13 protein-coding genes are annotated in these 13,486 nt (G+C 47.8%); 12 read left to right on the forward strand and 1 reads right to left on the reverse strand.

Annotated elements, in window-relative coordinates; all coding sequences use genetic code 11:
• Positions 1-9: 9 nt before the first annotated feature.
• The 12 genes from fliD to fliJ all read left to right on the forward strand — a co-directional run bounded on the left by fliD (position 10) and on the right by fliJ (position 13,063).
• On the forward strand, positions 10-2,013 hold the full coding sequence (gene fliD, locus C1S73_RS15280; protein WP_038872113.1) for a flagellar filament capping protein FliD: 2,004 nt from the start codon (positions 10-12) through the stop codon (positions 2,011-2,013).
• 3 nt (positions 2,014-2,016) lie between these two features.
• Positions 2,017-2,322, forward strand: a complete 306-nt coding sequence (locus C1S73_RS15285) for a flagellar protein FliT (protein WP_038872112.1) — start codon at positions 2,017-2,019, stop codon at positions 2,320-2,322.
• Positions 2,323-2,334: 12 nt separating this feature from the next.
• Complete coding sequence (gene fliS, locus C1S73_RS15290) at positions 2,335-2,745, forward strand: flagellar export chaperone FliS (RefSeq protein ID WP_005438665.1); 411 nt, start codon at positions 2,335-2,337, stop codon at positions 2,743-2,745.
• Positions 2,746-3,030: 285 nt separating this feature from the next.
• Positions 3,031-4,497, forward strand: a complete 1,467-nt coding sequence (locus C1S73_RS15295) for a sigma-54 dependent transcriptional regulator (RefSeq protein ID WP_038872109.1) — start codon at positions 3,031-3,033, stop codon at positions 4,495-4,497.
• A gap of 192 nt (positions 4,498-4,689) precedes the next feature.
• Entirely contained in the window at positions 4,690-5,727 is a 1,038-nt protein-coding gene (locus C1S73_RS15300; RefSeq protein WP_038872106.1) for a sensor histidine kinase, read from the forward strand.
• Positions 5,727-7,136 carry a sigma-54-dependent transcriptional regulator gene (locus tag C1S73_RS15305; RefSeq protein ID WP_038872104.1) on the forward strand — a complete coding sequence of 470 codons (1,410 nt, stop codon included), beginning with the start codon at positions 5,727-5,729 and terminating at the stop codon, positions 7,134-7,136. The genes C1S73_RS15300 and C1S73_RS15305 overlap by 1 nt, the downstream gene beginning before the upstream one ends.
• Before the next feature lie 126 nt (positions 7,137-7,262).
• On the forward strand, positions 7,263-7,574 hold the full coding sequence (fliE, locus tag C1S73_RS15310) for a flagellar hook-basal body complex protein FliE (RefSeq protein WP_038872101.1): 312 nt from the start codon (positions 7,263-7,265) through the stop codon (positions 7,572-7,574).
• A gap of 14 nt (positions 7,575-7,588) precedes the next feature.
• Positions 7,589-9,331 carry a flagellar basal-body MS-ring/collar protein FliF gene (gene fliF, locus C1S73_RS15315; RefSeq protein ID WP_095760607.1) on the forward strand — a complete coding sequence of 581 codons (1,743 nt, stop codon included), beginning with the start codon at positions 7,589-7,591 and terminating at the stop codon, positions 9,329-9,331.
• Entirely contained in the window at positions 9,324-10,376 is a 1,053-nt protein-coding gene (fliG, locus tag C1S73_RS15320; RefSeq protein ID WP_038872096.1) for a flagellar motor switch protein FliG, read from the forward strand. The genes fliF and fliG overlap by 8 nt, the downstream gene beginning before the upstream one ends.
• 113 nt (positions 10,377-10,489) lie before the next feature.
• Positions 10,490-11,290: a flagellar assembly protein FliH gene (gene fliH / locus C1S73_RS15325; protein ID WP_038872093.1), complete on the forward strand. Its 801-nt coding sequence runs from the start codon at positions 10,490-10,492 to the stop codon at positions 11,288-11,290.
• A gap of 3 nt (positions 11,291-11,293) precedes the next feature.
• Positions 11,294-12,613: a flagellar protein export ATPase FliI gene (gene fliI, locus C1S73_RS15330; protein WP_038872090.1), complete on the forward strand. Its 1,320-nt coding sequence runs from the start codon at positions 11,294-11,296 to the stop codon at positions 12,611-12,613.
• A 6-nt stretch (positions 12,614-12,619) separates the two neighbouring features.
• Entirely contained in the window at positions 12,620-13,063 is a 444-nt protein-coding gene (fliJ, locus tag C1S73_RS15335; RefSeq protein ID WP_038872088.1) for a flagellar export protein FliJ, read from the forward strand.
• Between the two features lie 36 nt (positions 13,064-13,099).
• On the opposite strand, the gene C1S73_RS15340 is transcribed toward fliJ, so the two are convergent.
• A complete protein-coding gene (locus C1S73_RS15340) occupies positions 13,100-13,414 on the reverse strand; it encodes an NIPSNAP family protein (protein ID WP_038872087.1) in 315 nt (104 codons plus the stop codon).
• Between the last annotated feature and the right edge of the window lie 72 nt (positions 13,415-13,486).

The raw sequence follows: 13,486 nt of genomic DNA on the forward strand, positions 1-13,486 counted from the left end.
GGTGATTTGATGAGTTTAGGCCCTTTGGGGATGTCTGGTGGCATGGATATCAATTCCATGGTCAGCAAAATTGTAGATGCCGAGCGTGTGCCAAAGCAGCAACGCATCGACAACGAGCGTACGACAATTGACGCCAGCATCAGTGCCTACGGGCGACTCAGAGAATCGTTGGATACGATGAAAAATCTCATGACGAACTTTCGTCAGGAGAAGGCGTTTGCCGTTCGTTCTGTAGAGACAACGGACGACGCAGTCGTATCTGCGACCGCAACTACTGACGCTATAGCCGGTAAGTATGCTATCGATGTGTTGCAGCTTGCACAGAGCCATAAAGTGGCTTCTGACGTTCTGCCAGAAGACGCTAAGTTTGGTCCTGGTAAGCTGCAGATTTCTCTTGGTGATGACACCTTCGACGTTAATGTCCGTTCTAGCTCTAAGCTAGTTGATGTCGTTCGTGGAATTAACGGCGCTAAGGATAACCCTGGCGTACGTGCTTCCTTAATTAACGACGTAGAAGGGCCGCGTTTGATCCTTGCTTCGAACCTGTCGGGCAAGGACCATCAACTTAAAGTCAGTGTGGACGCCGAAGCCGGCAGCCCTCTGAAACATTTCGAATACAAAACACTGGAAGACCGAGTGAATGCGCTTGAAGAAGCACGTGAAGCGGCTGAAGCAGTGTTAGGGCCTCTAAAAGCGCCTGAAACCGATGCAAACCAACCGGAAGCGTTGGATGCAGACGGCAATCCTATACCTCCTGAAGAACAACAAGCGGCAGAGAATGTGCCAGATGGCGCAACGGATGAACCGATCTCTGCGGCCGGTGCTGCCGCTGCGAAAGCGGGTCAAGAAGCGATAGAAAAAGCCAATCAACGAGCGGGTATGCGTCCGCAAGACAGTATCCCTGGCTGGACTGAAACCGCTTCAGGTACACTCCTCGATTCTTACCGTCCACCGGAATTAGAGTTGGACGAAGATGCGATCGCCAAAGCGCCAGACGTACCGGGCTGGAACAATACCGCCTCAGGTACGTTGACTGATTCTTACGTCACAACCAAAGAAGCCAAGCAGCAATTAGAGCAAGAAAAAGCCGAGATCGAAGAAAAGATTGCGGATGAAAAACAAGCGCTTGACCAAAAAGTGGAACGTGGAGAACTGACAGAAGAAGAAGCAAAGACCATCCATCGCGCTAAATTAGAACCCGAAGAGCGTGAACGTCTTGAAAAGATAGATGTAGCAGAAGCTAAAATTGCTGAGGCTCAAAAATCCTTCGAGGCTTACACCGGTATGGCTCAAGTCCAAGCAGGACAAGACTCCATGGTGATGCTGGATGGTGTTGCGCAGTTGTCGAGTCACAACAACGTCATTGAAGATGCCATTGAGGGCGTGAACCTCACTTTGAAAGGCAAATCAGAGCTGGGTAAACCGCCTGCTGAAATCGGTGTTGAATATGACCGTCAAAGCGTGCGCTCAGATATCGAAAGCTTTGTTTCGGCTTACAACGCGTTCTATCAAACATCCAAAGCATTAGCGAATGTCGACCCAACGACAGGTCAACGCGGGCCTTTAGCGGGTGACAGTACTGTTCGTAATGCTGATTCTCGGTTGAAATCGGTCTTTTCGACCAACATTGAAAAAGCACCAGAAGACCTAAAATCGCTGACTGAATTTGGCATTACTACGACTCGTCAAGGTACGCTAGAAATCAACTACGACATGCTTGATCGTCAGTTGAACAACAACTTCAACGAGTTAGAGAAGTTCTTTGGTGGCAATACCGGTTTTGCCAAACGTGTGGAAGATGCGATTCAAGGCGTCACGGGTTTCACTGGCAGTATCCGTACTCGTGAAAAAAGCCTGACTGAACAAAATTATCGTCTGAGTGATGATCAAGCGGCACTCGATCGCCGCATGGACAGCTTAGAGAAGCGCACTCATGCAAAATTCGCTGCCATGCAAGACGCTACTGGCAAGATGCAAGGCCAACTTGGAGCGTTAATGAACGCGTTGGGCTAATAGATGCGAAATGAACTCATTGAAATAAGTGATATTGATCAACTAATTACGAAAGAACTGGAAAAAGTCGACATTAATGCTGAAGAAATTCAACGTTTGGTCGATATCAGGGAACGGTTATTGCAAAACCTGCTACCCATTGTCGAGAGCAATCCGGTGCTAAAGCAGGAAGCAGAATGGCAAAACTTGCTTATTCGTACCAAAAGAATTGTCGAGCTGATGCAGGCAGAGACTTCTAACGTGGGTAAAGAACTTCATAAGTTCCGTTATGGTCAGCGTTCGCTTCAGCAGTACAAAAAATTTATATAAAAGAGGAATACTATGCGCGGTTCTTTGCAAGCATACAAAAAGGTATCAGTCGACAGCCAATTGAGCGCGGCTTCTCCGCACAAAGTCATTCAAATGCTAATGGCGGGTGCAATTGAGCGTCTGATCCAAGGTAAAGCAGCAATGCAAGCAGGCAATATTCCTGCAAAAGGTGAGCGTCTGGGTAAAGCATTGGACATCATCATCGCACTGCGCAGCTGTCTGTCGATGGACGACGGTGGTGATATTGCATCAAACTTAGATTCACTTTACGAGTTCATGATCACTCAGATCTCGGCAGCGAACCATCAGAATGATCCTCAGCCAATCGACGACGTTATCGATATTATCCGTGAGATCAAATCAGCTTGGGACCAGATCCCGACTGAATTCCACAACCTAACAGCAGCAGAAGTGGGCATTTAATAATCAAAACAATACCTTACTTAAATAGTAGGGTATTGCGCCTGATTGCACAGAAAGTTATTCAGTAAAGTTACAATCAAGCTCACACCTCTTTATTGCTTGGTTGCCTTATTTTTTTATTCAAATAAAATAGAAGTCATTAGTGGCCCCTAATGGCTTTTTTTTGTTGCTGATTTTCCTATTTTGTCTATCGTTAATTGAGAGTGGTCCCCCCTTTTTACACTCAATTGCGCAAATCAAGGTCTGGCCGCAACACACCCATAATAAAGGCAATCATTCTTACTTATGCAAGGTTTGGCAAAGCTGCTTGTAATTGATGACGATGCACCAAGTCGTTTAAATATAAGCAATATATTGGAATTTGTTGGAGAAAGTTGCGAAGCGGTCAGTTCTGACCAGCTAGGCGATGTAGACTGGTCTAGCGTGTGGTCAGGTTGTATTGTCGGTAACATCTCGGCGGGTAGTGCTGCGACAACAGTGATGGCTCACCTTAATGAAGCCTACCATATCCCACTTCTCATCTTGGGCTCGTTTCCGCTGCCTGTTGATGACTTGCCAAATTTCGTTGGGGAGTTAGAGCAACCGCTGAACTACCCACAACTTAGCGAAGCACTGCGTCACTGCAAAGATTTCCTTGGTCGCAAAGGCGTTAACGTTGTTGCAAGCGCACGCAAAAATACTCTTTTCCGTAGCCTTGTAGGCCAAAGCCGTGGCATTCAAGAAGTTCGTCATTTGATTGAACAAGTTTCTAATACTGAAGCAAACGTCCTGATCTTGGGTGAATCTGGCACGGGTAAAGAAGTCGTCGCACGCAATATTCATTACCATTCTGCTTACCGTAATGGTCCGTTTGTGCCAATTAACTGTGGCGCAATTCCGCCAGAGCTGTTGGAAAGTGAACTGTTTGGTCATGAGAAAGGTGCTTTCACGGGGGCATTGACCTCGCGTAAAGGCCGATTCGAATTGGCAGAAGGCGGTACGATCTTCCTTGATGAAATTGGCGATATGCCAATGTCGATGCAAGTGAAGTTACTGCGCGTTCTACAAGAGCGATGTTTTGAACGTGTAGGTGGTAACACCACGATTAAAGTAAACGTTCGTGTTGTAGCAGCAACGCACCGCAACCTAGAGAACATGATCGATGATGGCACATTCCGTGAAGATCTGTTCTACCGCCTCAATGTATTCCCAATCGAGATGCCGGCGCTGAAAGCACGTAAGCAAGATATTCCATTGCTACTGCAAGAACTGATGACGCGTTTGGAAGCCGAAGGTGGGCAACCAATTTGCTTTACGCCTCGTGCAATTAACTCCTTAATGGAACACAACTGGCCGGGTAACGTTCGCGAGCTTGCGAACCTTGTTGAACGCATGATTATTCTGTACCCGAACAGTTTGGTCGACGTAAACCATCTGCCAACCAAGTACCGTTACAGTGATATTCCTGAGTTCCAACCAGAAGGTAACCCATTTACTTCGGTTGAAGAACAAGAGCGTGACGTGTTCCAAGATATCTTCTCTGAGAACTTCAGTTTTGAAGATCAAAGCGATCTAGACCACAACATGAATGCGCCTCAAGCACTGCCGCCAGAAGGCGTGAACTTGAAAGAGCTATTAGCCGATATGGAAGTCAATATGATCAGCCAAGCGTTAGAAGCGCAAGGTGGTGTGGTTGCACGAGCAGCAGATATGCTTGGAATGCGACGCACGACTTTGGTTGAGAAAATGCGTAAATACAACCTACAACGATAGGTAAAGTCTGACGTTCATACGCTTAAACTCCGAACGTTTTGTTATCTTTTCTGACAATAAAACCGCACTTTTCTTAGTGTCAACTTCTTGTCGATAACATAACGCTATGATAAATATAGAAAACAGCTTGGTATGCTAATTGCTTACCAAGCTGTTTTAGTATTTAAATGGCGATATTTCGACAGGCAGTGAATGGACAATAACACCAACCAATCCCATTTAGACTCAGTAGAGAATCAAGTAGAGCGTTACAAACAAGTTTTGGACGTGATGCCTGCTGGTGTGATCTTGCTCGATACACACGGTGTTGTGCGCGAAGCGAACCCAGAAGCACATCGAATTCTAGAGATTCCACTGGTCAACGAGAAATGGTTCAACATCATCCAAGCGGTCTTTGATCCGCGTGAAGATGATGGTCATGAAATCTCACTGCGTAACGGACGTAAAGTTCGCTTGGCGATCTCCGCTTCGGCGACGGGACAGCTGATTCTGATCACCGACTTGACCGAAACACGCTTGCTGCAATCGCGCGTGAGTGATTTGCAACGACTGTCCTCCTTAGGTCGCATGGTGGCGTCTTTGGCTCACCAAGTAAGAACGCCGTTATCGAGTGCCATGCTATATGCATCAAATTTAGGTGCGCCAAATCTCCCTCCAGCGACAAGAGAGCGATTTCAAAGCAAATTAATGGATCGACTGCACGATTTGGAGAAGCAGGTTAATGATATGCTGCTTTTTGCCAAAGGTGGTGATAATAAAGTCATTAAGCCTTTTAACATTGCTCAGCTTGTTGCCGAATATCAGCCAATGGTGGAAACCGCGCTGAAGAACAACAGCATCGACTACTTCCTAGAAGTTGAAGAAGAGAACACTGAGCTGTTAGGCAACGCTAACGCCATTGCTTCAGCACTGAGTAACTTAGTGATGAACGCGATTCAGATGTCTGGAAAGGAATCGCAAATAGATGTCTTTTTCCGCCCGGTTAACGATGAACTGCGCATTTCTGTGCAAGACAGCGGGCCGGGAGTACCAAAAGAACTACAAGCCAAGATTATGGAGCCGTTTTTTACCACGCGTTCTCAAGGAACCGGGTTGGGGCTCGCTGTAGTTCAAATGGTTTGCCGTGCCCATGACGGTCGATTGGAACTCATTTCAGAGCAGGGCGATGGAGCCTGCTTTACCATGTGCATTCCGCTAGAGCGAGTGCAAGCAGATACTGGAGAATCATAATGGCGCAAAGCAAAGTGCTGATCGTAGAGGACGATGAAGGTCTTCGTGAAGCCCTAGTAGATACTCTGGCTCTGGCAGGGTACGAATGGTTAGAAGCCGATTGTGCAGAAGATGCGTTAGTAAAACTAAAGTCAAACGCGGTCGACATCGTGGTTTCTGACGTACAAATGGCAGGCATGGGCGGTTTGGCTCTGCTACGCAATATCAAACAGAATTGGCCGAACTTACCCGTTCTTCTTATGACGGCTTACGCAAACATTGAAGACGCAGTATCAGCAATGAAAGAAGGTGCGATTGATTACATGGCGAAGCCATTTGCACCAGAAGTACTGCTGAACATGGTGAGCCGTTACGCACCAATTAAGAGTGACGATAACGGTGACGCGGTCGTGGCGGACGAGAAAAGTCTGCGCCTATTGGCTTTGGCTGACAAAGTCGCGCGCACCGATGCAAACGTGATGATCTTGGGCCCAAGTGGCTCTGGTAAAGAAGTGATGTCCCGTTACATCCACAATGCATCTAATCGCAAAGATGGCCCTTTTATCGCAATCAACTGTGCAGCAATCCCAGACAACATGCTTGAAGCGACGTTGTTCGGCTACGAGAAAGGTGCGTTTACCGGTGCGGTTCAAGCGTGTCCGGGTAAGTTTGAGCAAGCACAAGGCGGTACGATTTTGCTGGATGAAATCAGTGAAATGGATTTGAGCCTACAAGCGAAACTGCTGCGCGTTCTTCAAGAGCGAGAAGTGGAGCGTTTGGGTAGCCGCAAGAGCATCAAGCTCGATGTGCGCGTTCTTGCCACTAGTAACCGTGACCTCAAGCAGTACGTGTCAGAAGGCAACTTCCGTGAAGATTTGTACTACCGCTTGAACGTATTCCCAATTTCATGGCCGGCACTTTGTGAACGTAAGGGGGATATTGCGCCACTTGCAACGCATCTTGCTGAACGTCATTGCAGCAAAATGGGCATGCCAGTACCTAAGTTCTCACCAGTTGCATTAGATAAACTGCTTCAATATCCATGGCCGGGTAACGTTCGTGAGTTGGATAACGTGGTTCAGCGAGCACTCATTTTGAGCGAAAACGGTGACATCGATGCAGAACACATTTTGTTGGAAGGTGTAGATTGGCAAGATGCAAGCAGCCTACAGTCTGTTGTGCAAAATGCTGAGGTTTTGGTTCCTGATGTTAAGCCTGTCGCGCAAGTGGATCCGATCAATCGTGTTGCCGCTGGTGGTGAAGGCCTTGGTGGTGAACTGCGTGACCAAGAGTACGCGATCATTTTGGAAACTTTGATCGAATGTAACGGCCGCCGCAAAGAGATGGCAGAGAAATTAGGTATTAGTCCACGTACCCTGCGTTACAAACTCGCCAAAATGCGTGACGCTGGTATCGATATTCCTGCTTAGTACTCACATCAATAGCCATAGGACAAAAGTGTGGGTACACTACGGCACTATTGTCTTATGGCACAGTAATTGCTGTGTCAATAATCAGTTTTAGTTAATAGTCAAACTTTTGGCTTAGAGGTGACAATGAAAGTTGATGGTATTCAAGCACAAATGCGCGCCATGATGGTGGAAGCGACCAACACCGCTCCCGTTGCAACTGGTGCGAAAGTAGGGGCGGATTTTGGCGATCTCCTCACTAAAGCCATCAATAACGTTAACTCACTTCAAAAAACATCCGGCGACCTGCAAACGCGTTTCGATCGTGGTGACGCTGATGTTTCCCTTTCTGACGTTATGATTGCTCGTAACAAGTCCAGTGTTGCATTTGATGCCACTGTACAAATCCGCAATAAGCTCGTTGAGTCCTATAAGGATCTCATGAACATGCCAGTGTAATTTAGGTAATAAGTGTGGCAGACAAGTCTACAGATTTAACCGTCACCGATGGCGGCGCAGATGGTGCACTGATCGCTGGCTCAGATTTGGATGTGGATAGCCAAAACCCAGATCTTGAAGAGCGTAGTGCGTCAAAATTCGATATGGCAGTAGGTGACCTCGATTTACTTCGACAGGTTGTGCTTGTGCTGTCTATCTCTATCTGTGTTGCGTTAATCGTGATGCTGTTCTTCTGGGTGAAAGAGCCGGAAATGCGCCCTCTAGGTGCGTATGAAACCGAAGAATTGATCCCAGTGCTGGATTATCTTGATCAGCAAAAAATCAACTACAAGCTTGATGGCAACACCATCTCGGTTGAGTCGAGTGATTACAACTCGATCAAACTCGGCATGGTGCGTTCAGGTGTGAACCAAGCGACTGAGGCGGGTGATGATATTCTGCTGCAAGACATGGGCTTTGGTGTATCACAACGTTTGGAGCAAGAACGTTTGAAGCTCAGCCGCGAGCGCCAACTTGCGCAAGCGATTGAAGAGATGAAGCAAGTGCGTAAAGCACGTGTGCTTCTTGCTTTGCCAAAACACAGTGTGTTCGTACGTCACAACCAAGAAGCGTCTGCTTCGGTATTTTTGACACTCTCTACTGGCACAAGCCTTAAGCAACAAGAAGTTGACTCCATCGTAGACATGGTGGCGAGTGCTGTTCCTGGCATGAAGACGTCACGTATTACGGTGACCGATCAACACGGTCGTCTATTGAGCTCAGGCTCACAAGATCCTGCCTCTGCGGCTCGTCGTAAAGAGCAAGAACTTGAACGCAGCCAAGAACAAGCGCTACGAGAAAAAATTGATTCTGTCCTGCTACCAATCCTAGGTTTTGGTAACTACACCGCGCAAGTAGACATCCAAATGGATTTCAGTGCGGTAGAGCAGACTCGCAAACGTTTCGACCCAAATACACCAGCGACACGAAGCGAATACGCACTCGAAGATTATAACAACGGTAACATGGTGGCAGGCATTCCTGGCGCTTTGAGCAATCAACCGCCGGCGGACGCGTCTATCCCACAAGACGTCGCGCAGATGAAAGATGGCTCAATTACCGGCCAAGGCTCGGTGCGTAAAGAATCAACGCGCAACTTTGAACTCGATACCACCATCAGTCACGAACGTAAACAGACTGGTACATTGGCACGCCAAACCGTTTCTGTAGCTATCAAAGACCGTCGCAGCGTGAATCCAGACACGGGTGAAGTCACTTACACCCCAATGTCAGAATCTGAAATTAATGCGATTCGTCAAGTGCTGATCGGTACGGTTGGTTTTGACCAAAATCGTGGTGACTTACTCAATGTCTTGAGTGTGAAGTTTGCCGAGCCAGAACTTGAGCAGATGGTCGATCCACCGATTTGGGAACATCCAAACTTCAATGATTGGGTTCGTTGGTTCGCAAGTGCATTGGTGATCATCGTTGTGGTCTTGGTGTTGGTTCGCCCAGCATTGAAGAAACTGCTCAACCCAGCGAGCGACGACGAAGACGAAATGTACGGACCAGATGGCTTGCCAATTGGTGCGGATGGCGAAACCAGCCTGATTGGTAGCGACATCGAAAGCGGTGAACTGTTTGAGTTTGGTTCAAGCATTGATTTGCCTAACCTTCACAAAGATGAAGATGTATTGAAAGCGGTTCGCGCTCTGGTTGCAAACGAGCCTGAACTTGCCGCTCAAGTTGTGAAAAATTGGATGAATGACAATGGCTAACGATATCGTTCCTCAAGATGAAAATGGCGGATTGCCGGTAGAATTTGATGCGTCCACCATTACTGGTGAAGAAAAAGCAGCCATCTTATTGCTCAGCCTGAATGAGAGTGACGCCGCTGGCATTATTCGCCACCTAGAACCCAAGCAGGTTCAGCGTGTGGGCAGTGCAATGGCAAAGGCAAAGGACCTTAGCCAAGACAAAGTCTCAGCGGTTCATCGAGCGTTTTTGGAAGACATCCAGAAATACACCAACATTGGTATGGGCAGCGAAGACTTTATGCGTAATGCTCTGGTTGCTGCACTGGGTGAAGACAAAGCGAATAACTTGGTTGATCAAATCCTATTGGGTACCGGCTCGAAAGGTCTGGATTCATTAAAATGGATGGACCCTCGCCAAGTGGCAAGCATTATTGTCAACGAACACCCGCAGATCCAAACGATAGTTTTGTCTTACTTGGAAGCAGACCAGTCCGCAGAAATCTTATCTCAGTTCCCAGAGCGTGTGCGCTTGGACCTGATGATGCGTATTGCCAACCTAGAAGAAGTTCAACCGTCTGCACTGGCAGAGCTGAACGAAATCATGGAGAAACAGTTCGCAGGCCAAGCGGGTGCACAAGCCGCGAAGATTGGCGGACTGAAGGCAGCGGCAGAAATCATGAACTACCTAGACAACAACGTCGAAGGTATCTTGATGGAACAAATTCGCGACCAAGACGAAGACATGGCGACACAAATCCAAGACCTTATGTTCGTATTCGAGAACTTGGTGGAAGTGGACGACCAAGGTATTCAGAAATTGCTGCGTGACGTTCCACAGGACGTTCTGCAACGTGCACTTAAAGGTGCCGACGACTCTCTACGTGAGAAAGTCTTCAAGAACATGTCTAAGCGTGCAGCTGAGATGATGCGCGACGATATCGAAGCAATGCCTCCGGTTCGCGTAGCAGACGTAGAAGCAGCGCAGAAAGAAATCTTGGCGATTGCTCGTCGTATGGCTGACGCTGGCGAAATCATGCTGTCTGGCGGCGCAGACGAGTTCTTATAATCCTTTCTTATTCCTCCTGCTTAAGTGGGAGGAATGCACTTCCTTAGTCGCGCATTTTTCAAAGCACTTTATTTTTAATATCAATTTCAACATAGACAGATTGTAGGTTAAGCATGGCTGGCGATAGAAAACGTGGATTTATCCGTCCTGATGAAGACGATGCGATGATCGAACCGCAGCGCTGGGGGTTGCCTGATTATGGTGAGCCGAAAGCAAAGCAAGCCAAGCAAACTGCGTTCAACTACGATCCAGGTTGGGTGCCAAACTTTGACGAACCAGAAGAAGAGCAAGCGCTTGAGCTGACAGAAGAACAGATTGAATTGATCAAGCAGGGCGCTTATCAAGAAGGTCTGTATCAAGGTCAAGAAGCAGGCTTTAAACAAGGCTACGACAAAGGCAAAGAAGAAGGCATTCAAGCAGGACATGCAGAAGGTCTGGAGCTCGGCAAAGTTGAAGGCGTGACGGCAGGGCAAGAGTACATTCAGCAGCAAGTCGAAACCTTCATGAACTTGGCAAATCAGTTCGCTCAGCCTTTGGAGCTCATGAACGCTCAGGTTGAAAAGCAGCTGATAGACATGGTGTTGTGCCTAGTCAAAGAAGTCGTACACGTGGAAGTGCAAACCAATCCTCAAATTATTCTCGATACGGTGAAGCAGTCTGTCGAAGCGTTGCCTATTTCTGGTCATCCAATCACCTTGCATTTGAACCCCGATGACGTCGCGATCATCCGTTCTGCATATGGTGAAGAAGAGCTCGATTGCCGTAACTGGACGTTGGTCTCTGAACCGGCGCTAAACCGTGGCGATGTACAAATTGCAGCGGGTGAATCGAGCATTAACTACCGCATGGAAGAACGCGTAAAAAGCGTGTTGAACAGCTTTTGTGGTGCAAATCGCCATCAAGGGAGCGAGTAATCCATGCAAGCCTTGGCCGACCGCTTAAAAAACTACAAAGTTGAAGGTTTAACCACACGCCCTGTTGCTTCCGGCAAGCTTGTGCGTGTTGTTGGCTTAACTTTGGAAGCGACGGGTTGCCGTGCGCCAATTGGCAGTTTGTGTTTGGTCGAAACCATGTCTGGTCATATGGAAGCGGAAGTAGTGGGCTTTTCTGGAGACAATCTTTTCTTAATGCCGAGTGAGCAAATCACAGGCATCTTACCAGGGGCGAAAGTGACACCTTTGACCAGCGAGGCCGGTCTGCCTGTTGGTATGGAACTACTAGGTCGCGTGATCGACGGTGTGGGTAACCCACTGGACGGTCTTGGTCCGCTTTACACCGAACAACGGGCTTCGTTCAATGCCGAACCTATTAACCCATTGGCACGTAAACCGATATCCGAACCACTCGACGTCGGCCTGAAAGCTATCAACGGTTTATTGACGGTAGGTAAAGGCCAGCGTATTGGTCTGTTTGCCGGTTCTGGTGTGGGTAAGTCCGTTACTCTAGGTATGATGACACGAGGCACGACGGCGCAAGTTGTTGTCGTTGGTCTGATTGGTGAGCGTGGACGTGAAGTAAAAGAATTCATTGAAGAGATTCTGGGTGAAGACGGACGCCGTCGCTCTGTGGTGGTGGCCGCGCCTGCCGATGCCTCGCCTTTGATGCGTTTGAAAGGCTGTCAAACTGCCCTGACGATTGCCGAATACTTCCGTGACCAAGGGTTAGACGTTCTTCTATTGATGGATTCACTGACTCGTTTTGCTCAAGCACAGCGCGAAATTGCACTGTCAGTCGGTGAGCCTCCTGCAACCAAAGGTTATCCGCCTTCGGTGTTTGCGAAATTACCGGCGTTGGTAGAACGTGCGGGTAATGGCAGTGATGACCAAGGTTCGATTACCGCTTTCTTTACTGTTTTAACCGAGGGTGATGATCTACAAGATCCGATTGCCGATGCGTCACGTGCGATCCTCGATGGCCACATCGTGTTATCCCGGGAAATGGCCGATGCGGGCCACTACCCGGCGATTGACGTTGAGAAATCGGTGAGCCGCGTTATGCCGCAAATCACCACCGAAGAACACGTATTGATGTCGAAAGCTGTGCGCCAAGTGCTCTCCATTTGCCGTAAAAACCAAGACTTGGTGTCGATTGGTGCGTACAAGCCGGGTACTGATCCAGCGATCGATGGTGCGTTTACCCTCAAGCCAAGATTGGACGAATACCTACAACAACGTATGAAAGAATCCGTACCATACGATATGTGTGTCAATATGCTGAAAAGCATTTTAGGTGGGTAATAGCGCATGAATAACGCGATGGAATTCCTACTTGATCAAGCGAAAGAGCGTGAAGACCAAGCGGTGTTGGCACTGAACAAAGCACGCTCAGAGCTTGAAGACTACTACCACCAAGTCGAACAGATTGAAAAGTACCGTTTAGATTACTGCCAACAGTTAGTCGATCGCGGTATGGCAGGTCTGACGGCCAGTCAATATGGTCACTTAAACCGATTCTTAACCCAGCTTGATGAAACGCTTTCCAAGCAAAAGCAAGCGGAAAACCACTTCAAAGAGCAAGTCGTCAACTGCCAAGACTATTGGTTAAACATGCGTAAAGAGCGAATGTCTTATGAGTGGATGATTGATAAGCGCGAGAAAGAAAAGCAAATTGCGGAAGCTAAGCGTGAGCAAAAGCAGATGGATGAGTTTTCTACCTTGCTGTATAGCCGAAAGCCGCAACGTTTTTAAGCGTCTCCTGTCGCTATGTAGTATTGTTTTTGTTGGCTACATGTCGACGGATTCAAGCAAAGTGACTTTAACCGAGTCTTGCTCGATCAACTCAAACACTTTTGGACGAATGTTGCTAATCCACCAATCATTGTAAGTGTCCGCATAAAGTCTCTGACGATCGGCTTCGCTATCAAATTCTCGTAACCACACAAAATAATCGTGCCCATCTTCACCCGTGTGAACATAGGTGCTTAGGACATGCATGCCTTTGGAGCGTTGGTAGGGCAGCAACTCGTTTTTCATCCACGCTAACCATTGTTCTGTTTTGCCTGTTTTGATTTTGTATTGGCGTAATTCTGTTACTTTCACAGTCGGTCCTCGTCGGTTGAGCAAGGTTACTGTTTACGCCTTGAAAGCGTTTGAGTCAAATTCATCGCACTA

The sequence above is a fragment of the Vibrio jasicida 090810c genome, from assembly GCF_002887615.1.
GTDB classification, from domain to species: Bacteria; Pseudomonadota; Gammaproteobacteria; order Enterobacterales; family Vibrionaceae; genus Vibrio; species Vibrio jasicida.

What these genes read in the sequence shown, in the direction of transcription:
- C1S73_RS15300 (WP_038872106.1), top strand. Translation starts at nt 4,690, where the DNA reads ATGGACAATAACACCAACCAATCCCATTTAGACTCAGTAGAGAATCAA.
- fliI (WP_038872090.1), top strand. Translation starts at nt 11,294, where the DNA reads ATGCAAGCCTTGGCCGACCGCTTAAAAAACTACAAAGTTGAAGGTTTA.
- fliG (WP_038872096.1), top strand. Translation starts at nt 9,324, where the DNA reads ATGGCTAACGATATCGTTCCTCAAGATGAAAATGGCGGATTGCCGGTA.
- fliD (WP_038872113.1), top strand. Translation starts at nt 10, where the DNA reads ATGAGTTTAGGCCCTTTGGGGATGTCTGGTGGCATGGATATCAATTCC.
- fliH (WP_038872093.1), top strand. Translation starts at nt 10,490, where the DNA reads ATGGCTGGCGATAGAAAACGTGGATTTATCCGTCCTGATGAAGACGAT.
- C1S73_RS15295 (WP_038872109.1), top strand. Translation starts at nt 3,031, where the DNA reads ATGCAAGGTTTGGCAAAGCTGCTTGTAATTGATGACGATGCACCAAGT.
- fliS (WP_005438665.1), top strand. Translation starts at nt 2,335, where the DNA reads ATGCGCGGTTCTTTGCAAGCATACAAAAAGGTATCAGTCGACAGCCAA.
- C1S73_RS15285 (WP_038872112.1), top strand. Translation starts at nt 2,017, where the DNA reads ATGCGAAATGAACTCATTGAAATAAGTGATATTGATCAACTAATTACG.
- fliJ (WP_038872088.1), top strand. Translation starts at nt 12,620, where the DNA reads ATGAATAACGCGATGGAATTCCTACTTGATCAAGCGAAAGAGCGTGAA.
- fliE (WP_038872101.1), top strand. Translation starts at nt 7,263, where the DNA reads ATGAAAGTTGATGGTATTCAAGCACAAATGCGCGCCATGATGGTGGAA.
- C1S73_RS15305 (WP_038872104.1), top strand. Translation starts at nt 5,727, where the DNA reads ATGGCGCAAAGCAAAGTGCTGATCGTAGAGGACGATGAAGGTCTTCGT.